Source organism: Ancylobacter sp. G4_0304, from assembly GCF_047501495.1.
In the GTDB taxonomy this organism is placed as follows: Bacteria; Pseudomonadota; Alphaproteobacteria; order Rhizobiales; family Xanthobacteraceae; genus Ancylobacter.
Genome location: NZ_JAZDRM010000011.1, coordinates 39,352 through 60,466 on the forward strand (window position 1 = coordinate 39,352; position 21,115 = coordinate 60,466).

Annotated in this window: 18 protein-coding genes; 2 read left to right on the forward strand and 16 right to left on the reverse strand. The window is 67.3% G+C overall.

The window, feature by feature from the left end; all coding sequences use genetic code 11:
* Positions 1 to 16: 16 nt before the first annotated feature.
* The 3 genes from VRZ77_RS08335 to VRZ77_RS08345 form a co-directional block, all read right to left on the reverse strand.
* On the reverse strand, positions 17 to 1,393 hold the full coding sequence (locus VRZ77_RS08335; protein ID WP_414592206.1) for an amino acid ABC transporter permease: 1,377 nt from the start codon (positions 1,391 to 1,393) through the stop codon (positions 17 to 19).
* A gap of 10 nt (positions 1,394 to 1,403) precedes the next feature.
* Positions 1,404 to 2,594, reverse strand: a complete 1,191-nt coding sequence (locus tag VRZ77_RS08340; RefSeq protein WP_414592207.1) for an amino acid ABC transporter permease — start codon at positions 2,592 to 2,594, stop codon at positions 1,404 to 1,406.
* Positions 2,595 to 2,730: 136 nt separating this feature from the next.
* Positions 2,731 to 3,747 (reverse strand): amino acid ABC transporter substrate-binding protein, encoded by a 1,017-nt coding sequence (locus VRZ77_RS08345; RefSeq protein WP_414592208.1) that lies wholly within the window; start codon positions 3,745 to 3,747, stop codon positions 2,731 to 2,733.
* On the opposite strand from VRZ77_RS08345, the gene VRZ77_RS08350 reads away from it, so the two are divergent.
* The gene (locus VRZ77_RS08350) at positions 3,746 to 3,883 is read left to right on the forward strand and encodes a hypothetical protein (RefSeq protein WP_414592209.1); all 138 of its coding nucleotides are present in this window, start codon (positions 3,746 to 3,748) and stop codon (positions 3,881 to 3,883) included. The two genes, VRZ77_RS08345 and VRZ77_RS08350, sit on opposite strands and share 2 nt — an antisense overlap.
* Before the next feature lie 144 nt (positions 3,884 to 4,027).
* Positions 4,028 to 5,224, forward strand: a complete 1,197-nt coding sequence (metC, locus tag VRZ77_RS08355) for a cystathionine beta-lyase (RefSeq protein WP_414592210.1) — start codon at positions 4,028 to 4,030, stop codon at positions 5,222 to 5,224.
* Here metC and VRZ77_RS08360 read toward each other — a convergent pair.
* From VRZ77_RS08360 to urtA, 13 genes are all read right to left on the reverse strand, one after another.
* A complete protein-coding gene (locus VRZ77_RS08360; protein ID WP_414592211.1) occupies positions 5,221 to 6,993 on the reverse strand; it encodes an ArnT family glycosyltransferase in 1,773 nt (590 codons plus the stop codon). The genes metC and VRZ77_RS08360 overlap by 4 nt on opposite strands.
* A gap of 89 nt (positions 6,994 to 7,082) precedes the next feature.
* Positions 7,083 to 9,362 (reverse strand): putative bifunctional diguanylate cyclase/phosphodiesterase, encoded by a 2,280-nt coding sequence (locus tag VRZ77_RS08365; protein WP_414592212.1) that lies wholly within the window; start codon positions 9,360 to 9,362, stop codon positions 7,083 to 7,085.
* A gap of 136 nt (positions 9,363 to 9,498) precedes the next feature.
* The gene (ureG, locus tag VRZ77_RS08370) at positions 9,499 to 10,152 is read right to left on the reverse strand and encodes an urease accessory protein UreG (protein ID WP_414592213.1); all 654 of its coding nucleotides are present in this window, start codon (positions 10,150 to 10,152) and stop codon (positions 9,499 to 9,501) included.
* Between the two features lie 23 nt (positions 10,153 to 10,175).
* Complete coding sequence (locus tag VRZ77_RS08375; protein ID WP_414592214.1) at positions 10,176 to 10,973, reverse strand: urease accessory protein UreF; 798 nt, start codon at positions 10,971 to 10,973, stop codon at positions 10,176 to 10,178.
* Positions 10,888 to 11,781: an urease accessory protein UreE gene (locus tag VRZ77_RS08380; RefSeq protein WP_414592215.1), complete on the reverse strand. Its 894-nt coding sequence runs from the start codon at positions 11,779 to 11,781 to the stop codon at positions 10,888 to 10,890. The genes VRZ77_RS08375 and VRZ77_RS08380 overlap by 86 nt, the downstream gene beginning before the upstream one ends.
* Before the next feature lie 40 nt (positions 11,782 to 11,821).
* The gene (ureC, locus tag VRZ77_RS08385) at positions 11,822 to 13,534 is read right to left on the reverse strand and encodes an urease subunit alpha (RefSeq protein WP_414592216.1); all 1,713 of its coding nucleotides are present in this window, start codon (positions 13,532 to 13,534) and stop codon (positions 11,822 to 11,824) included.
* Between the two features lie 58 nt (positions 13,535 to 13,592).
* The gene (locus tag VRZ77_RS08390; RefSeq protein WP_414592217.1) at positions 13,593 to 14,216 is read right to left on the reverse strand and encodes an urease subunit gamma; all 624 of its coding nucleotides are present in this window, start codon (positions 14,214 to 14,216) and stop codon (positions 13,593 to 13,595) included.
* Between the two features lie 151 nt (positions 14,217 to 14,367).
* Positions 14,368 to 15,252 carry an urease accessory protein UreD gene (locus VRZ77_RS08395; RefSeq protein WP_414592218.1) on the reverse strand — a complete coding sequence of 295 codons (885 nt, stop codon included), beginning with the start codon at positions 15,250 to 15,252 and terminating at the stop codon, positions 14,368 to 14,370.
* Positions 15,227 to 15,922, reverse strand: coding sequence for an urea ABC transporter ATP-binding subunit UrtE (urtE, locus tag VRZ77_RS08400; RefSeq protein WP_414592219.1), 696 nt, complete (start codon positions 15,920 to 15,922; stop codon positions 15,227 to 15,229). The genes VRZ77_RS08395 and urtE overlap by 26 nt, the downstream gene beginning before the upstream one ends.
* 5 nt (positions 15,923 to 15,927) lie before the next feature.
* Complete coding sequence (gene urtD / locus VRZ77_RS08405) at positions 15,928 to 16,722, reverse strand: urea ABC transporter ATP-binding protein UrtD (RefSeq protein WP_414592273.1); 795 nt, start codon at positions 16,720 to 16,722, stop codon at positions 15,928 to 15,930.
* A 26-nt stretch (positions 16,723 to 16,748) separates the two neighbouring features.
* The gene (gene urtC, locus VRZ77_RS08410; RefSeq protein ID WP_414592220.1) at positions 16,749 to 17,903 is read right to left on the reverse strand and encodes an urea ABC transporter permease subunit UrtC; all 1,155 of its coding nucleotides are present in this window, start codon (positions 17,901 to 17,903) and stop codon (positions 16,749 to 16,751) included.
* Positions 17,900 to 19,522 carry an urea ABC transporter permease subunit UrtB gene (gene urtB, locus VRZ77_RS08415; RefSeq protein WP_414592221.1) on the reverse strand — a complete coding sequence of 541 codons (1,623 nt, stop codon included), beginning with the start codon at positions 19,520 to 19,522 and terminating at the stop codon, positions 17,900 to 17,902. Before urtB ends, urtC begins: the two co-directional genes overlap by 4 nt.
* 222 nt (positions 19,523 to 19,744) lie before the next feature.
* Complete coding sequence (gene urtA, locus VRZ77_RS08420; protein WP_414592222.1) at positions 19,745 to 21,055, reverse strand: urea ABC transporter substrate-binding protein; 1,311 nt, start codon at positions 21,053 to 21,055, stop codon at positions 19,745 to 19,747.
* Positions 21,056 to 21,115: the final 60 nt, after the last annotated feature.

Below are 21,115 nucleotides of genomic sequence, written 5' to 3' on the forward strand. Positions count from 1 at the left end.
TGGGACTCTCCGTCGTTCAGTGTCTGTGGGAAGTGTTCAGCCGCCGCTCCACGAACAGGGAATAGCGCGACATGCCGAAGCAGAAGAGGAAATAGACGATGCCGGCAAAGGCGAAGCCGGTGTAGAGCGTCACCGGCGTCGCCCAGTTGGGGTCGGTGAAGGCGGCGCGAAGCTGGCCGAGGAAGTCGAAGATCGAGACGATCAGCACCAGCGTCGTGTCCTTGAACAGGCTGATGAAGCTGTTCACGATGCCGGGAATGACCAGGGTCAGCGCCTGCGGCAGGATGATGAGGCGCATCATCTGCCACCAGCTGAGGCCCATGGACATGGCGCCCTCATACTGGCCCTTCGGGATGGCCTGCAGGCCGCCGCGGATCACCTCGGCCATGTAGGCCGCCGAGAACAGCGCCACGCCGACCAGCGCGCGCAGCAGCCCGTCCGGGTTCACGCCCGAGGGCAGGAACAGCGGCAGCATGTAGGTCGCGAAGAACAGCACCGTGATCAGCGGCACGCCGCGCCAGAACTCGATGAAGATCACCGAGAGCAGCCGCACGATCGGCATGTGCGAGCGCCGGCCGAGCGCTAGCAGGATGCCGAGCGGCATCGAGGTGACGATGCCGGTCACCGCGATCACCAGTGTCACCAGCAGGCCGCCCCAGGAGCGGGTCTCCACCTTCTGCAGGCCGAAATCGATATCCCACGCCAGGATGATGAAGCCGAGTCCGACGAAGAACATGCCGACGCCGCGCACCGCGCTCATCGCGCTGCCGCCGAGCAGGCCGACGATGCCGCCGGCAATGGCGCAGAACAGCGCCGCCGTCAGCACATAATCCAGCCAGAAGCCGAGGTTCAGCCCGAGAACCGTGCCGGTGCCCGACAGAAACGGGATCACCCCGGCATGGCCGAGCATGAAGTTCGAGAGGTCGATATTGCCGCCGGTGAGCAGCACGAAGGCCACCACCGGGTAGACCGCGAAGAACAGGAACGAGTTCAGCCGCTTCATCGGCCAGTCCAGCACCAGCAGCGGCACCAGCAGCACCGCGCCGAGCGCGAACACGATGTCCACCCGCCAGCGCTGGTCGGCCGGGTAGAAACCGTAGATCAGCTGGGCGAACTTCGCCTTGATGAAGGGCCAGCAGGCGCCGACCTCCGGGCCGAGGCAGGCTTCGCGGTTCTGGCCCTCCCATACCGCGTCGATGAACAGGAAGCGCACCACCGGCGGCACCACCAGCACCAGGAGCGCGATGCCGAACAGCGTGAGCAGGGTGTTGACGATGCCGGAGAACAGGTTCTCCCGCATCCAGGCGACCGCGCCGATATTCCGCCTCGGCGGCGGCAGCGGGGTTTGCATCTCGCCGCGGATGAAGGTTCCGTCGTCGAAGGTCAGGCTCATCGCGCGCTCCTCACCGTTCGACCAGCGCGACGCGCTTGTTGTAGGCGTTCATGATGACGGAGGTGATGATCGAAATCAGCAGGTAGACGCCCATGGTGATCGCGATGATCTCGATCGCCTGCCCGGTCTGGTTCAGCGTGGTGCCGGCGAACACGGCCACGAGGTCGGGATAGCCGATGGCGACGGCGAGCGAGGAGTTCTTGGTGAGGTTGAGATATTGGCTGGTGAGCGGGGGAATGATCACCCGCATCGCCTGCGGGATCACCACCAGCCGCAGCGTCTGGCTGGACCGCAGCCCGAGCGAATGCGCCGCCTCGGTCTGGCCGTGGCTCACCGCCATGATGCCTGCGCGCACGTTCTCGGCGATGAACGCCGCGGTGTAGGTGGCGAGCGCGACGGTCAGCGCGATGAATTCCGGGATGATACGCACGCCGCCGGCGAAGTTGAAGCCCTTGAGCTCGGGCACCTCGAAGGTTACCGGGAAGCCGGTGAGCACCATCGCGATCAGCGGCAGGCCGACGATGAGGCCGACATTCATCCAGAAGGTCGGCAGCGGACGGCCGGTTTCCTCCAGCCGGTTCTTCGACCAGGAGGAGACGAACACCGCGAGCACGATGGCGAGACCTAACGCCCACAGCACATAGCCGCTGCCGTCGGCGAAGATCGGGCGCGGCACGATGAAGCCGCGATTGGAGAGATAGGCCTCGCCGAACAGCGAGATGCTCTGGCGCGGGTTGGGCAGCGCGCTCAGCACGGCGAGATACCAGAACAGGATCTGGAACAGCGGCGGCAGGTTGCGCAGCAGTTCGACATAGACGCTGGACAGCAGCCGGACCACGAAATTCTTGGAAAGGCGACCCACGCCGACCAGAAGCCCGATGATGGTGGCGATGAAGATGCCGACCACGGCGACCAGCAGCGTGTTCAGCACGCCCACCAGGAAGGCGCGGCCATAGGTCGAGGATTCGCTATAGGGGATCAGCGTCTGGCTGATGCCGAAACCGGCAGTGTTCTCCATGAACCCGAAGCCGGTGGCGATGTTCTGCGCCTTCAGGTTTTCCTGGGCATTCTGGATGAAGTCCCAGCCGAGCACCACGATGATGATCAGCGCCGCGAGCTGGAACAGGATGCTTCGGATCTTCGGGTCGTTGATGAAAGATGTCCGCGACCGTGTCGTGGTCGCCTGCGCAAGGTCAGCCATGGTCCCCCTCGCCTCGGTTCGAGGCTTATTCCCTCATGTGCGACGGGAAACGGTCCGGTCTTGTGCCGGCTGAGGCCCGCTTCGCGCCACGATGGAGGTCGCGCCCCCGCCGGAGGGCGGGAGCGCGACGACCGGATCAGCGGATCGGCGGGGCGTACTGGAGGCCGCCCTTCGACCACAGCGCATTGGTGCCGCGCGCCAGCTTGAGGGGGGTGTCGGGACCGACGTTACGGTCGTACATCTCGCCGTAATTGCCGACCTGCTTGACGATCTGGAACGCCCAGTCGTTACCGATGCCGAGGCCTTCGCCGAACTTGCCCTCGGTGCCGACGATGCGCTTCACTTCCGGGTTCTCGGACTTCAGCATGTCGTCGACGTTCTTGGAGGTGATGCCGAGTTCCTCGGCGTTGACCTGGGCGAACAGCGCCCACTTCACGATGTCGAACCACTGGTCGTCGCCATGGCGCACGACCGGGCCGAGCGGCTCCTTGGAGATGATCTCGGACAGGACGATGTGATCGTCCGGGTTCGTCAGTTTGAGGCGTTCAGCCGCGAGGCCCGAACGGTCCGTGGTGTAGACGTCGCAGCGGCCGGAATCATAGGCCTTGATGGTCTCGTCGGCGGTCGCGAACGCGATCACTTCGTATTCCATCTTGTTGGCGCGGAAGAAGTCCGCGACGTTCTGCTCGGTCGTGGTGCCGGTCTGGGTGCAGACCGAGGCGCCGGAGAGCTCAAGCGCCGAGTTCACGTTCTTGTCCTTGCGGATCAGGAAGCCCTGGCCGTCATAATAGGTGACGCCGGTGAAGTTCAGGCCGAGCGAGGTGTCGCGCGAGATGGTCCAGGTGGTGTTGCGCGACAGGATGTCGATGTCGCCGGACTGCAGCGCGGTGAAGCGGTCCTTGGCGGAGAGCGGGGTGAACTTCACCTTGGTGGCATCGCCGAGCACGGCAGCGGCCACGGCGCGGCAGAAATCCACATCGAGGCCGGTCCACTCGCCCTTGTCGTTGGGGTTCGAGAAGCCGGGCAGGCCCTGGCTGACGCCGCACTGGACGAAGCCCTTGGCCTTGACCTGATCGAGCGTGGCCGCCTGTGCGCCGAAGGCACTGAGGCCGAAGGCGCCGGCGAGGGCAAATGTGGAAAGGAGGCGTTTCATGTTAGCTGCCTTCGTTCATTCGGTTTTGATTGGTCGCCCCGTTCGCGCGGCGCGAACGGCACGGGTGGAAAAGCAAGGCAATAAGCATGCCGCTTGGACAATTCGTCGAGTGGCAGAACATGCTTCCTTCGTCTGACGCACAGCCTGCGGCATGTGTAGACCCGCCTCGCCAGACCTAACGTCATCAGAACGCCCTATTCATGTACGGTCAAGCGCTTGACGGCGCGCCGGGTGACGCGGCCAATGGCGACGATATGGCATGACTCGGCATGGTGCGGTGATGGCAGGACAACCTAAGAACGGCGAAAATCACGCTTTTGCGGTGGAGACACGGATCGTCAATGGCGGACGCGATCCGCAACGCTTTGACGGCTTCGTGAACACGCCCATCGTGCGCGGCTCCACCGTTCTCTCGCCCACCGTCGCCGATCTCGAAGCCCATACCGGGCGCTACAGCTATGGCCGGCGCGGCAATCCCTCCGTGGAGGCGCTGGAGCAGGCGCTGACCGACCTCGAAGGCGGCGCCGGCGTGGTGCTGACCCCCTCGGGGCTGTCGGCGATCAGCGTCGCGCTGCTCTCGGTGCTGGAAGCCGGCGATCATCTCCTGATGGTCGACACCGCCTATCAGCCCACACGCCGGGTGTGCGACGCTGTGCTCCGACGCTACGGCATCGAGACCAGCTATTACGATCCGCTGGCCGGCGCCGGCATTGAGGCGCTGATCCGGCCCAACACCCGCGCCATCTTCATGGAATCGCCGGGCTCGCAGTCCTTCGAGATGCAGGACGTGCCGGCCATCGTCGAGGTCGCCCGCCGCCACTCCCTCACCACGCTGATCGACAACACCTGGGCGACGCCGCTGTTCTTCCGGCCCCACGATGCCGGTGTCGATGTCGCGATCCAGGCCGGCACCAAATATCTCGGCGGCCATTCCGACCTCAACATCGGTACGGTCTCGGCCACCGATCCGGTGTTCCGCAAGATCAAGCTCACCCATGGCGATCTCGGCATCACGGTGGCGCCGGAAGACGCGTTCCTCGCCACGCGCGGCCTGCGCACCATGGCGGTGCGCCTCGCCCATCACCAGACCGCCGCGCTGAAGGTGGCGCAGTGGCTGGCGGCGCGCCCCGAAGTGCTGCGCGTGATGCATCCCGCGCTGGAGGACGATCCCGGCCACGCGATCTGGCGCCGGGACTTCTCAGGATCGTCCGGCCTGTTCAGCATCATCCTCAAGCCGGTGCCGAAGGCGGCGGTGGATGCCTTCCTCGACAGCCTCCGGCTGTTCGGGCTCGGCTATAGCTGGGGCGGGTTTGAGAGCCTTGCCATCCCCTTCGACTGCTCGACCTACCGCACCGCCACGCGCTGGCAGCCGGGCGGCCCGGCGGTCCGGCTGCATATCGGGCTGGAGAATGTCGACGACCTGATCGACGACCTCGCCCAGGGGCTGGAGCATCTGGCGCGCGTCGCCGCCGGCTAATTCGCCCGGCGATACAGCGAGATGCGCACCCGGCGGCCTTCATTGTAGTCGAAGCCGGGAATGTCGGCTCCGCGCTCCACCCGCAGCCCCAGCGCCTCGGCGCGGCGCACGAAGCGCATTTCCTGCCGGCGCTCCACGAACACCGCCCGGCAGCCGCCCTCCTGAAGGAAGTCGGCCGCCGCCGCCCCGTCGAGGAAGCGCACCGGCCCCGGCGCCAGCAGCATCAGGCTCGGCTCGTTGAAGCCGGCGCTGCCGATCGCGATCGGCTGCCCCTGCCGCGCGCAGGTTTCCGCGCTCGCCGCCTCGGCAAGGCGCGGCGAGACCCAGATGCTCTGCAGGTTCGGCACGATGAGTTGCATCACCCCGAAGCCCGAGACCAGCATGCCCGCCACCGCGAGCAGCGTGGCCTTCTCGATGCCGTAATCGCGCACCGAGCCGGCGGCGATCACCAGAGCGAAGAAGCCGAGCAGCAGCAGCGGCCAGGCCAGCACGCTGGTGGTGCGGTCGAAGATCGCCAGCCCGAGCAGCGCCAGCACCGCGATCAGCGCGCCGATCACCGGCCACAGCCACAGCAGTCGCACCAACCGCATATTTGCAAGCACCAGCGCCCCGCGTTCGACCGCCAGCGCGATCAGGATCGCGATCGCCGGGAAGGTCGGAAGCACGAGGACGGGGATCTTGGTCGGGTAGAGTTCGAGAATCAGCCAGACCGGCAGCACGAAGGCGAGAAGGCAGCGCACCGCGCGCAGCCGCCGTGCCTTCCAGATGATCGTTCCGGCCAGTGCCGCCAGCGGCGCCGCCGGCCAGAACAGTCCCCAGAACATCAACAGATAGCCGCCGGGCCAGGCGGTGAATCCCGGGAAGAACGGCGCGACGCGGCCGGTCAGGATGCGCTGGGCGGTCTCGGCGGCGCTATCCGTCCCGGTCCAGCGCCGCAGCGCGAACCAGATCACCGCCAGCACGAGGCACACCGCCAGTCCCTGAAGCGGCGCGAGCGGGCGCAGCAGCTTGAAGGAGCGGTCGGCCGCCGCCAGCGCGACGAGCGGCGCGGCGATATAAAGCGGCGCCAGCGCCCCCTTGGACATCAGCGCCACGATGAGCCCGCCCCAGAAGATGGTCGCCAGCGGGCGATCGATCGCGGCCGGCAGCGGCGGGCGGCCGACATTCTCGCCGCCGGGGCCGACATAGACCCGGGCGAAGGCCCCCATCATCGCCGCCACCGCCGCGACCAGCATCGCATCCGGCACGGCGAGCCGGGCCGCGACGCCGATGGCGGCGCTGGAGGCGAGCAGCGTCGCCGCCAGCAGAGCGGCACGGCGGCGCACGAAGGCAAGTGCTGCCCAGAATGTAAGCAGAACCGCACCGATCCCGGCGGCCAGCGAGGGAAGCCGATACAGCGCGATGGCATGGACGGCGCTTTCGCCGGCCACCGCCTCGCCGATCGCGACCACGCCCGCCTGCAGCCAGTAGAAGCCGAACGGGCGGGTGTGGCGCGCCTCGATGCCAAGGCGCGTCTCGGTGAGGCCACCACCCTCGACCATCTGCCGGGAGATCTGCGCGGTGCGGGCTTCGTCGCGATCCACGACGGGAATCGCGAACAGGCCCGGCAGGAAGGCGATGAGCGACAGGCCGACGAGGAACAGGCAGGCCCGCAGGTTGCTCTGCGAACAGGCATCAAACAAGGCAAGGATGCGGTCGGCCGCCCGCAGCCGGCCGGGCGCGGCGAGCGGCGAGACCCGCCTGTTATGCGTACCTGTTCGCGAGATCATGCGGCCGCCCTTTCGAAAGCGGGCGGAACATACCAGATGCGACGCGCGCGAAAAGCGCGACGCGCGCATAAGCCGGCCGTGAAGCTGCGCTATTCGGCCACCTGCTGCACCGGCCCGCGACCCGTGGCGCGCTCCGCGCTCCAGTTGCGGATGAAGCCGGGCACCCGCGAGGCCGGCATGGCCTGCGAATAGAGATAGCCCTGGCCGTGGTCGCAGCCGTTGTCGCGCAGATAGGCTGCCTGCGCCTCGTTCTCGACGCCTTCGGCCACGGTCTGGATGCCGAGGCTGCGCCCGAGATGGATCACCGCGCGCACGATGGCGGCGTCGTCGATGTCGTGCTCGATGTCGTGGACGAAGGAACGGTCGATCTTGATGCGGTCGACCGGGAATTGCTTGAGGTGGGTCAGCGAGGCGTAGCCGGTGCCGAAATCATCCAGATCGATGCGCACCCCGGCGGCATTCAGGGCGCGCAGGCTCTGGCGCACCACCTCGTTGCCGCGGCCGAGGAATACGGTCTCGGTGACCTCGACGGTCAGGCGTTCGGGCGGCAGGCCGGCGGCGTCGAGCGCGGAAAGCACACGCTCGGGCAGCTCGCCGCGCGCGAACTCCGCTGAGCTCACATTGATGGCGACATGGCCGAAATCGCAGCCCGAAGCCTCCCATGCCCTCATATCGCGCATGACGACTTCGAGGAGCCGCTCGCCCATCAGCAGCGCCAGGTGGGGATCCTCGAACGCCTGCCCGAACTCCTGCGGCCCGAGCAGCCCCTTCCTTGGATGGCGCCAGCGCAGCAGCGCCTCGAATCCGACAATGGCGCCGGTCGAAAGCGAGACCTTCGGCTGATAATAGGGCGTGAACTCGCCCCTCTGCAGGGCGAGCCGCACGCGCTCGGCGAGCTGGACGCGGTTCTCGGTCGCCTGCTGCATGCGCGAATTGTATTCCACCGCGACCCCGCGGCCGGATGACTTCGCGCGGTACAGCGCGATATCGGCGTTCTTCAGCAGCGTGGACGGATCGGTGCCATGATCGGGAGAGATGGCGACGCCGATACTGCTGCGGCAGGACAGCGAGGTGCGGCGATAGACGAAGGTCTTGTTCAGCACCGCCAGCACGCGCTGCGCCACCAGAAGCCCGTCCGTCGGATTCTCGATCCGTGACAGCAGCACGATGAACTCGTCGCCGCCGAGCCGGGCCACGACATCGACCTCGCTGACGCTGCAGCTCAGCCGTCCGGCGGCCTCGATCAGCAGGGCATCGCCGGCATCGTGGCCGAGCGTGTCGTTGACGTCCTTGAACTGGTCGATGTCGATCAGCAGCACGCCGACATGCTTGCCCGAACGCCTGGCCCGGCGCAGGGCCGCTTCCAGCTTCTCACGCATCAGCCCGCGATTGGGCAGGCCGGTCAGGGCGTCATGGTTGGCCATGCGCCACATGCGCTGCTCGGATTCCTTCTGCTCGGTCACGTCCTGGAGGATGCCGAAGGCGCGCACCACCTTGTCGTCCTCGACCTCGACCTCGCAGGTCTTGCGCACGATGCGATGGCGTCCCTGCGCATCGACGAAGGGCAGCTCCAGCTCGAACGGCTCGCGGGTGCGCAGCGCGTGCTCAAGCTTGCGCTGGAACTGGTGGCGCGCCTCGACCGGAAAATGCGAGAGCGCGATGTCGGCGGAAGGCTCGCGGCCCGGCGTCAGGCCGTAGATGCTGAACATACCGTCCGACCAGGTGAGCCGATTGTTGGCGATGTCGAACTCCCAGCCGCCGACCCGCGCCAGCCGTTCGGTCTGCGCCAGCAGGGTCTGGCGCCGCCACAACTCCCGGCTCTGAATCTCCAGCAGGTTCTGGCTCGTGCGCCGGTGCTCCAGCTCGCGCTTGGTGCGCCGCGTCGCTTCATGAAAGCGGAACTGGTCGGTGACAATCTGGGCGAGACGGCCGACCAGCTCCACCTCGGCGGCGGAAAGCTGGCGCGGCTCGGGGCCGAAGATACAGAGCGAGCCGATATTGAGGCCGGCGCGCAGCGCGATCGGGGCGCCGACATAGAACCGTATATGGGGCTCGCCGGTGACATAGATGTTGTCGCGAAAGCGCGGGTCCTTCGAGGCGTCCGGCACCACCAGCACGTCCGGCGACATGATGGTCCAGGCGCTGAATGAATGCTCGCGCGAGGTGCCGTCGGCATCCCAGCCGGACTTGGCCTTGAAGAGCTGCCGCTCGCGGTCGACGAGGCCGATGCAGGCCGTCGGCACGTTCAGCACCATGCGGCTGAGCAGGCACACGCCTTCCAGCGCCACCGAGGGGCCGGAATCCATAATCTCAAGGGCATGCAGTTCGGCAAGCCGCTCGGCTTCATTCTCCGGTACCGGATATGCCATCGATGACCCGCTGAGACTGCTGGATGAGCAAACTACCGCAATCCTGCACGCGACGGGGTCGGAAAACTACGAATATTGCCACATTCCGGCAAAATGATCGTCAAGAATGGCGCGGCGAATGGCTTGCGGCGCCGCTTCAGCCCGTCGCCAGCGCGTCGGCCGCCATTTCCTGCGCCACCGGCGCCAGCCCGCCCACCTCCACGATGAACCGCGCGACCTCGGCGACGCCCTTGCCCGCCCGCACATTGGCGAAAATATAGGGCCGCGCGCCGCGCATGCGCCGGGAATCCCGGTCCATCACCTCAAGCGAGGCGCCGACATAAGGCGCGAGGTCGATCTTGTTGATCACCAGAAGGTCGGAGCGGGTGATGCCTGGCCCGCCCTTGCGCGGGATCTTCTCGCCCGCCGAGACGTCGATGACGTAAATGGTGAGATCGGCCAGCTCCGGCGAGAAGGTAGCCGCGAGGTTGTCGCCGCCGGATTCGATCAGGATCAGGTCCATCTGCGGAAAGCGCCCCCGCATTTCGGCGATGGCGGCGAGGTTCGCCGAGGCGTCTTCGCGGATCGCGGTATGCGGGCAGCCGCCGGTCTCCACGCCCATGATGCGCTCGGCCGGCAGCGCGCCCGCGCGGGTGAGGATTTCCGCGTCTTCCTTGGTGTAGATGTCGTTGGTGATGGCGCACAGGTCGTAATGGTCGCGGAAGAGACGGCACAGCGCCTCCATCAGCGCGGTCTTGCCGGAGCCGACGGGGCCGCCGATGCCGACGCGGAGCGGGCCTGTGTTTGCCATGGCGTGACGACCTTTCTTTTGGATCAGCTGCGGAACAGGCGCGTGTACTGGGTTTCGTGGCGCATCGAGGCGATGTCGGAGCGCAGCGCCGCGCCGCCGAGCCGCTCCAGCGGGACCTGCGCCGCCGCGACCGCGACCTCGCGCAGGCTCGGCGCGCAGCCGGCGAGCACGCGATTGCCGTCGGTCTGGCCCAGCGGCACAAGGCGCACCGCCGCCGACACCAGATTGGCGCACACGGCGGTAAGGAAGGCGGTCAGCGTCGGGGCAAGCGGCAGGCCATGGGCGGCCGCCGCCGCGCCGACGGCCACCGGATAGGCATAGCGCCCGTCCCAGGCGGCGCAGGCCCGCTCCAGCACCGGGGTCGGCCAGGCGGTGCGGGTGGCGGTGAGGAAGGCGTCGCCCTGGTTGAGCGTCTCCATCTGCCGCTCGCGCGAGGGCGCGAACGCCGCGCCGAGTTCGGCGACCTCCGCGAAATCCGCGTCACAGCCCGCCGCGACCGCGCGCCAGGCATGGGCGAGCAGCACGGCATCGGCGAACGGGCCGCCATGGTGCAGCAGGTCCTCGATCCAGCCATGGAGCGAGGCGGCATCGGTGATATCGCCGGTCTCCACCGCCCATTCGAGTCCATGGGAATAGGCGAAGGCGCCGACCGGATAGGCCGGCGACAGCCAGACGAGCAACGGCACGAGGTCGACGGCGGCCGGGAACGCAGCGTCCCGGCCCGTCGCCCCAGCCTTACTTATGGCCGTGATGGTGGTGATGGCCGTGCCCGTGGTGGTGGTCGTGGGAATGATCGTGATGGGCGTGATCGTGATGATCATGGCCGCAGCCGCAGGCGTCGCCGTGCGCGTGATGGCCGTGCTCGTGCTTGGTCTCGCTGACATGCAGCACGTCGCGCGCCGGCGCGGCCTGATGGGTGTGGTCGTGCCCGTGATCGTCGCTCACATGGTGATGATGGTGCTGGCCGTGATGGTCATGCCCGCAGCCGCACGCCTCATCATGTTCGTGATGCTCGTGACCCTTGTGTTCATGACCCTTGTGTTCATGGCCGTGATGTTCATGAGCATGGTGGTCGTGAGCATGATGCGCGTGATCGTGGTGATCATGTCCGCAGCCGCAGGCCTCGCCATGCTCGTGCCCGTGATGCTCGTGCCCATGGTGCTCGTGCCCATGGTGCTCGTGCCCGTGCGCCTCGGCGGCCTCGTAGGCGCCGCCTTCCGGCTCGAACGAGGCTTCCACCACATTCACCTGCGCGCCGAGGCCGCGCGCCATCTCCTCCAGCACGCTGTCGCGGGCGATGCGGATGCGGTCGGCCAGCAGTTCGGCCGGCACATGGCGGTTGCCCAGATGCCAGGCGAGGCGCGCGAGGTGGTGGGCGTCCTTCGCCACGATCTCGGCCACCGGCTCCTCGGCCGCGACCACCGCGACGGTGCGCCCATCGTCGAGCAGCAGGCCGTCGCCGTCCTTCAGCCGGGTGGCTTCCGCGAAATCGAGCAGGAACACCACGTCGCCCTCCCCGCGCATGGCGATGCGGCGGCGATGGCGGCCGTCATGGGGCAGCACCACCTTGTCGGCGGCGGCGCTCGTGTCCCAGGTGCCGGCGGGCAGCAGCGTGCGGGCGTGGATCATGGCGGTCTCCTTCGAGCGAAGCTCTGTCTGGAACCGACAATTAGAACAGGAAGTAGCGCTGCGCCATGGGCAGCTCGCTCGCCGGCGCGCAGGTCAGCAATTCGCCATCCGCGCGCACTTCATAGGTTTCCGGGTCGATTTCGATATTCGGCGTCGCGTCATTGTGAATCATCGATGCCTTGCCGATGCCGCCGCGCACATTGTCGACCGCGACGAAGCGCTTCTCCAGCCCGAGCCGCGCGCCCACGCCCCGCTCCACCGCCGCCTTGGAGGTGAAGGTGAGGCAGGTCGCGGTGCGCGCCTTGCCGAAGGCACCGAACATCTCGCGGTAATGCACCGGCTGCGGGGTCGGGATCGAGGCGTTGGGGTCGCCCATCTGCGCGGCGACGATCGCCCCGCCCTTCACCACCATGTCCGGCTTGGTGCCGAAGAAGGCCGGCGACCAGATGACGAGATCGGCCAGCTTGCCCGGCTCCACCGAACCGATATGGCGCGAGACGCCATGCGCGATCGCCGGGTTGATGGTGTATTTCGCGACATAGCGCCGGGCGCGGAAATTGTCGTTGCGCTCGCTGTCGCCCGGCAGCGGGCCGCGCTGAAGCTTCATCTTGTGCGCGGTCTGCCACGTGCGGGTGACCACCTCGCCGAGCCGGCCCATCGCCTGGCTGTCCGAGCTCATCATCGAGAGCGCGCCGATGTCGTGCAGGATGTCCTCGGCCGCGATGGTCTCCTTGCGGATGCGGCTTTCGGCGAAGGCGAGATCCTCGGCGATCGAAGGGTGGAGATGGTGGCACACCATGAGCATGTCGAGATGCTCGTCGAGCGTGTTCACCGTGAACGGCCGGGTCGGATTGGTGGAGGACGGCAGCACATTGGGCAGGCCGGCGACCTTCATGATGTCCGGCGCATGGCCGCCGCCCGCGCCCTCGGTGTGGAAGGCATGGATGGTGCGGCCCTTGAAGGCGGCCACCGTGTCCTCGACAAAGCCGCTCTCGTTCAGCGTGTCGGTGTGGATCATCACCTGGATGTCATACTCGTCCGCCACCGAGAGGCAGCAGTCGATCGCCGCCGGGGTGGTGCCCCAGTCCTCGTGAAGCTTGAGCGCGCAGGCACCGGCCTCGATCTGCTCGGCGAGCGAGCCCGGCAGCGAGGCATTGCCCTTGCCGGCCAGCGCGAGATTGACCGGGAAACTGTCAAAGGCGCGCAGCATCATCTCGATGTGCCACGGGCCGGGGGTGCAGGTGGTGGCGTTGGTGCCGGTCGCAGGTCCGGTACCGCCGCCGAGCATGGTGGTGACCCCGCTCATCAGCGCGTGCTCGATCTGCTGCGGGCAGATGAAGTGGATGTGGCTGTCGAAGCCGCCGGCGGTAACGATCTTGCCCTCGCCCGAAATCACCTCGGTGCCGGGGCCGATCACGATGTCGACGCCGGGCTGGATATCCGGGTTGCCGGCCTTGCCGATGGCATGGATGCGCCCGTCGCGCAGGCCGATATCGGCCTTCACCACGCCCCAGTGGTCGAGGATCACCGCATTGGTGATGACCGTATCAACGGTGCCCTGCGCGCGGGTCATCTGCGCCTGGCCCATGCCGTCGCGGATGGTCTTGCCGCCGCCGAACTTCACCTCCTCGCCATAGGTGGTGAAGTCCTTCTCGACCTCGATGATCAGCGAGGTGTCGGCGAGGCGAATGCGGTCACCCGTGGTCGGCCCGAACATCTCGGAATAGACGGCGCGGGAAATCTTGATGGCCATGGAGACGTATCCGGTCAGACGGGAAGCGGGAGGGCGCGGGAAGCGGGAGCGACGGCGATCACAGACGGCCCATGACCGCCTGCCGGAAGCCGTAGACCTCCTTCTTGCCGACGAGGTTCACCAGCATCACCTCGCGCGACTGGCCGGGCTCGAAGCGCACGGCAGTACCGGAGGGGATGGCGAGCCGCATGCCGCGCGCCTTCTCCCGGTCGAAATCGAGCGCGGGATTGGTCTCGAAGAAATGGTAGTGGCTGCCGACCTGGATCGGGCGGTCGCCGGTGTTCGACACGGTGAGCGAGATGAATTCGCGCCCGGCGAGCAGCTCGATATCGCCCTCCTCGAACAGGATTTCGCCCGGCGCGCCCTCATGCCCCAGTCCGCCGCGGATCGGCTCGTGGACCGTGACCAGCTTGGTGCCATCCGGGAAGGTGGCTTCCACCTGCACGTCATGGATCATCTCGGCGACGCCGGGCATCACCTGATCGGCGGTGAGCACGGTGGCGCCCAGCGTCATCAGTTCGGTGACGCTCTTGCCGTCGCGCGCGCCTTCCACCACGACATCGGTGATCAGCGCCACCGCCTCGGGGAAGTTGAGCTTCACGCCGCGCTCCAGTCGGCGGCGGGCCACCATGGCCGCCATGGCGACCAGCAGCTTGTCCTTCTCGCGCGGGCTTAGATTCATCGGCGTTTCTCCGGCTCAACTCAGGCACAGGCGGCTAGGGAAGCATGGTTGTCGCGAGGACGCCACGCACCCCCCCTGCAAATCCCAATGCTTTCGCCAGTCGTGCGGCAGACGCGGCGGAAAGCGGGATCGCGGGCGGCGCGGCCATGCATCAGGAGTGCCAGATGCGCGGCGCCTCGGTGACGCCGAGTTCGGGAATGATACGCCGGATGGCGCGCTCGATCCCCGCGCCGTCGCGCGCCAGCAGGCGCACGGAAAGCATGCCGTTCCAGGCGCTGGCGCCGGCCTCCAGCCCCTCGGGCAGTCCGTCCGCCATCTCCTCGCCGATGCCGAGCGCGGCGCGCACGCGCTCCAGCCGGCTCTCCGCCTCGGGCGCGATGAGGAGAATGGTGGCAAGCCCCGCCCAGTTCCGCGCCACGGCGCGGCGTCCGAGCGCCGCGGAAATATCGCCGGAAAGATCGAGCCCGTCGGCATAGATCAGCCGGCCGTCGCGACGCACCCGCCAGCCGTCGAACAGGCTGCCGGCGCGCAGCGTTTCGCCGGAAGCGGTGCGCCCCAGCACCAGCGGCTCGATCATCAGCAGCCGGCCGCTGCCGGCGACCTCCGCCGTGATGGAGCGCTCGACGCGGGCGCGGTCGAACAGGATGGTGGCCTGCGGCATCCAGTCGAGGCAGGCGCCCTTCCCGACCTTCAGCTCCACGTTGAGCCGGGTGAGCGCGCCGTCGGAACGGTAGATCTTCTCCGCCGCCTGGGTGGTGAGCACGAGATGGGCACCGTCGCGGGCATGGGCCGAAACATGAGAACTGTCGCCACCGGCAAAGCCGCCGCCGGTGTTCAGCAGTACGCCTTCCAGCGCCGCGCCGCGCCGGCCGGAGAGCGGGAAGCGCACGCGGCTCGGCCCCGCCTCCTCCACCGCGCCGCGCACGGTGCGCCCGCCGGCGGCGAGCGCCTCCACGAACAGCCGCCCTTTCGCGCGCAGCTCGACGGGAATGGTCGAGCGGGGCGAAGCGTCAGACGGCAATTCGGTTGCGTACATCCGGGTCCTCAAGGGCGGCGCCATCGCCCGACATCACCACCGCGCCGCGCTCCATCACGATGAAATGGTCCGCGAGCTCCTTGGCGAAGTCGAAATACTGCTCGACCAGCACGATGGCCATATCGCCCTTGCTCCGCAAGTAGCGGATGGCGTTGCCGATGTCCTTGATGATCGAGGGCTGGATGCCCTCGGTCGGCTCGTCGAGCACCAGCACCTTCGGGCGCATGGTCAGCGCGCGGCCGATGGCGAGCTGCTGCTGCTGGCCGCCGGACAGGTCGCCGCCGCGCCGCCGCATCATCGAATCCAGCACCGGAAACAGCGAAAACACGTCGTCAGGTATCGAACGGTCGGCGCGCTTGAGCGGTGCAAAGCCGGTTTCGAGATTTTCCGCCACGGTGAGCAGCGGGAAGATCTCGCGGCCCTGCGGCACGAAGGCGATGCCGCGCCGCGCCCGGTCGGCCGGCGCAAGCCGCGTGATGTCCTCGCCGTTGAAGCGGATCGCGCCCGAGGCGACCGGCGCCTGCCCGACGATGGCGCGCATCAGGCTGGTCTTGCCCACGCCGTTGCGCCCCAGCACGCAGGTGACCTTGCCCGGCTCGGCGACCACTGAAACCCCGCGCAGGGCCTGCGCCGCGCCGTAGAAGAGGTTGACGTCCTGAACTTCCAGCATGCCGCTCAACGCCCCAGATAGACTTCGATGACGCGCTCATTGGCGCTCACCTGATCGAGCGTGCCTTCCGCCAGCACGGAACCTTCGTGAAGGCACATCACCCGCACGCCGAGGTCGCGCACGAAAGTCATGTCATGCTCGACCACCACGACCGAATGGCCGTTGGCATTGATCTCGCGAAGCAATTCGGCGGTCTGCGCGGTCTCGGCGTCGGTCATGCCGGCGACCGGCTCGTCGACCAGCAGGAGCTTGGGGTCCTGCGCCAGCAGCATGCCGATCTCCAGCCACTGCTTCTGCCCATGCGAGAGCGCCCCGCCGAGGCGGCCGCGATGCTCGGTCAGCTTGATAGTCTCGAAAATCTCGTCGATGCGGTCGCGCTGCTCGGCGGTCTCCTTGCGGAAGATGTTCGGCAGCGCCGAACGCTGGCCCTTCAGCGCGAGCCGCAGATTGTCGAGCACGGTGTGGCTCTCGAACACGGTCGGCTTCTGGAACTTGCGGCCGATGCCGAGCGTGCAGATCTGCGTCTCGTCGAGCTTGGTGAGGTCGACCGTTCCGCCGGCGAAGAACACGTCGCCCCTGTCGGGCCGGGTCTTGCCGGTGATGCAGTCCATCATCGTGGTCTTGCCGGCGCCGTTCGGGCCGATGATCGCGCGCATCTCGCCCGGATCGACGGTGAAGGACAGCGAATTCAGCGCGCGAAAACCGTCGAAGGTGACGGTGACGCCGTCGAGATAAAGCAGCGCCTCGGTCAGGTCCTTCTTGGCGATGGCGTCGACCGGCGCGGCTTCGGGTTCCAGCATGTCGGCAGTGCTCATGGTCGCCTCCTTCACTCCGCGGCCGTGGGTGCGGCGAGCGGCGGGGCCGCCTCATCCGGCGGGGGCCGACGCTTCTCGCGCCACTCGTAGAAGGTGCCGACGATGCCCTTGGGCAGGAACAGCGTGACCGCCACGAACAGGCCGCCCAGCATGAACAGCCAGTAGGGCGCCAGCAGGCCGGAGGTGAAATAGGTCTTGGCATAGTTCACCAGCACCGCGCCGAGCGCGGCGCCCACCAGCGTGCCACGCCCACCCACAGCCACCCAGACGATGATCTCGATCGAGTTGGCCGGCGAGAATTCGGAGGGGTTGATGATGCCGACCTGCGGCACGTAGAGCGCGCCGGCAATGCCCGCCAGCATGGCCGAGACCACGAAGGCGACCAGCTTGTAGTTCTCCGCGCGGTAGCCGGTGAAGCGCACGCGTGTCTCGGCGTCGCGGATCGCGACCAGCACCTTGCCGAAATGCGAGCGCACCAGGAAGCGGCACAGCACATAGCCGCCCGCCAGCGCCAGCGCGGAAAGGGCGAACAGCGTGGCGCGGGTGCCGTCGGACTGGATGTTGAAGCCGAGAATGTCCTTGAAGTCGGTCAGGCCGTTATTGCCGCCGAAGCCCATGTCGTTGCGGAAGAACGCCAGCAGCAGGGCGAAGGTCATGGCCTGGGTGATGATCGACAGATAGACGCCGGTGACGCGCGAGCGGAAGGCGAACCAGCCGAACACCAGCGCCAGCACGCCGGGGGCGAACAGCACCATCAGCGCGGCATAGGGGAACATGTCGAAGCCCCACCAGAACCAGGGCAGCTCCTTCCAGTTCAGGAACACCATGAAGTCCGGCAGCACGGGATCGCCATAGACGCCGCGCGTGCCGATCTGGCGCATCAGATACATGCCCATCGCGTAGCCTCCGAGCGCGAAGAACGCGCCGTGGCCGAGCGAGAGGATGCCGACATAGCCCCAGATCAGGTCCACCGAGAGCGCCAGCAGGGCGTAGGTGAGATATTTGCCCAGCAGCGAGACCACATAGGTCGGGATGTAGAACGGCGAATCCGGCGGCAGCAGCAGGTTCAGCGCCGGCACCAGCACGGCGACGCCGAGCGTGATGGCGAGGAAAATCTGGCCGCTGGTGCCGAGCAGGGCCGGCGGGCGGGTGTCGAGCGTGCTCATGATTCGATCGCCCTCCCCTTGAGAGCGAAGAGGCCGCGCGGCCGCTTCTGGATGAACAGAATGACGATAACCAGCAGCGCGATCTTGCCGAGCACGGCGCCGGCATAAGGCTCCAGCAGCTTGTTGGCGATGCCGAGCGACATGGCGCCGACCAGCGTGCCCCAGAGATTACCGACCCCGCCGAACACCACGACGAGGAAGCTGTCGATGATGTAGCTCTGGCCGAGGTTCGGCGACACGTTGTCGATCTGGCTGAGCGCCACCCCGGCGATGCCGGCGATGCCGGAGCCGAGGCCGAAGGTCATGGCGTCCACCCAGTTTGTGCGGATGCCCATCGAGGCCGCCATGCGCCGGTTCTGCGTCACCGCGCGCATCTCCAGCCCGATGCGGGTGAGCCGCAGCACGCCGAGCAGCGCGATGAACACCAGGAAGGCGAAGATCACGATCCACAGCCGGCCATAGGTGATGGCGAGGTGGCCGAGGTCGAAGGTGCCGGACATCCAGCTCGGCGCGCCGACCTCGCGGTTGGTCGGTCCGAAGGCGGTGCGGATCGCCTGCTGGATAATCAGCGAGATGCCCCAGGTGGCGAGCAGGGTTTCCAGCGCGCGGCCATAGAGGAAGCGGATCACCGTGCGCTCGATCAGCACGCCGATCAGGCCGGTGAACAGGAAGGCGATGGGGATGGCGATCAGCAGCGAGGCGTCGAACAAAGCCGGGTTGTAGGTGCGGATCAGCTCCTGCACCACGAAGGTGGTGTAGGCGCCCAGCATCACCATCTCGCCATGGGCCATGTTGATGACGCCCATCACGCCGAAGGTGATGGCGAGGCCGATCGCGGCGAGCAGCAGCACCGAGCCGAGCGAGACGCCGTACCAGACATTCTGCGCCGCGCCCCAGATGGCGAGATTGCGCTCGATCCCGGCAATGGCGTCGGCAGCGGCCTGCTTCACCTCGGGGGCCGCGCTGTCGGGCACGCTGCGCAGGATGGCGAGCGCCTCCTGATTGCCTTCGGCGCCTACCAGTTCCACGGCGGCGATGCGTTCGGCCGGCGGGATGCCTTCCTTGGCGATGACGATCGACGCGCGCGCCAGCGTCATCGCCGACTTCACGCGCGGATCGGTCTCCTTGGCCAGCGCGGTTTCCAGCGCCGGCAGCGCCGCCTCGTCGCGGGAGCGCCCGACCGCCAGCGCGGCGTCGAGCCGCTTGGCCGGGTCCGGGCTCACCAGCGAGAGCGCGCCATTGGCGGCGTCGATCGCGCGGCGGACGCGGTTGTTGACGCGCACGGGCTTCACCGCCGGAGCGTCGGCCACCGGCTGCAGGGTCACCGGGTCGAGCAGCGCGCCCTGCGCGTTGCGGATGAAGACCTGCCGGGTCGACGTGCTGAAGACGAGATTGCCATCGGCGAGCGCGGCGACGATGCCCGCGGCGGCGGGGCTGCCGCTGAGCGCCAGTTCGCCGAGCGCGGCTTCCGTGTTGCCGTAATTATCGGTCGCAAGCTGGCCGAGCGGGCCGCTCAGATCCTGTGCGTGGGCATGCGTGCCCGGCAGGCAGAAGGAGGCGACCGACAGCATAAAGGCCAGCGCGCAGCAGAAGCTACGAAATCGAGCGATGGAGGTCATCGTCATCCGTCGATGTGGCGCGTGGAAGAGGCCGGAGCAGGTCCGGCGGCGATCGGGAGACGGCAGCCGCCGTCCCGGCATGTTTCGTCACGTGGAGGGGGAACCGGCCGCCCGCAGGACTGCCCGCGGGCGGCCGGTTCGGATGTTGAGGCGCAGATCAGCCCGGCATCATCTGCCGAACATCACTTGCCGGCATCACTTGCCGGCATCACTTGCCGAACATCACTTGCCGGCGCCGCCGCACTTGCCGGTCTTCACGTTGAAGTTGCCGCAGTTCATCGGCGAGCGCCAATCCGCGATCAGGTCCTTCGACCCTTCGAGGTAGGGCGACCACTCTTCGGCGACGATCAGGCCGGGGGTCTGCTCGACCACGTCGAACTGGCCGTCCGCCTTGATTTCGCCGATCAGCACCGGCTTGGTGATGTGGTGGTTCGGCATCATGGTGGAGAAGCCGCCGGTCAGGTTCGGCACGGAGACGCCGATCAGCGCGGGGATCACCGCGTCGGGATCGGTGGTGCCGGCCTTCTCGACCGCCTTGACCCACATGTTGAAGCCGATGACGGTGGCTTCCATCGGGTCGTTGGTCACGCGCTTGTCGTTCTTGATGTAGCCGCGCCACTTCTTGATGAACTCGGCGTTCTCCGGCACGTCGACCGACTGGAAGTAGTTCCAGGCGGCGAGGTGACCGACCAGCGGGGCGGTGTCAATGCCAGCGAGTTCTTCCTCACCCACCGAGAACGCCACGACCGGAATGTCGGTCGCCTTGATGCCCTGGTTGCCGAGTTCCTTGTAGAACGGCACGTTGGCGTCGCCGTTGATGGTCGAGACGACGGCGGTCTTCTTGCCGGCCGAGCCGAACTTCTTGATGTCGGCGACGATGGTCTGCCAGTCGGAATGACCGAACGGCGTGTAGTTGATCATGATGTCCTCGGCGGCGACGCCCTTGGACTTCAGATAGGCTTCGAGGATCTTGTTGGTGGTGCGCGGGTACACGTAGTCGGTGCCGGCGAGCACCCAGCGCTTCACGCCTTCGTTTTCCATCAGGTAGTCGACGGCGGGAATCGCCTGCTGGTTCGGGGCGGCGCCGGTGTAGAACACGTTGCGCTCGCTCTCCTCGCCCTCGTACTGGACCGGGTAGAACAGGATGCTGTTGAGCTCCTTGAACACCGGCAGCACCGACTTGCGCGACACCGAGGTCCAGCAGCCGAACACCACCGCGACCTTTTCCTTCTCGATGAGCTCGCGCGCCTTCTCGGCGAAGAGCGGCCAGTTCGACGCGGGGTCGACGACCACGGCTTCGAGCTTCTTGCCGAGCACGCCGCCGGCGGCGTTCTGCTCCTGAACCATGAACAGCACGGTGTCCTTCAGCGTGGTTTCGCTGATGGCCATGGTGCCGGAAAGAGAATGCAGCACGCCAACCTTGATGGTGTCCTGCGCCATCGCAGGCACGGCGGCCCCGGCCATGGCGAGCGCAGTCGCGCCAAGCAGCGCGCGGCCGGCCACGGCCCGCGCACGGGTGAACAGGTTCGACATTTCTTGTCCCTTCTGGAGTTCGCACGCAGGACCCCCGTCCGCGTGCCAGCGACAGGTGTC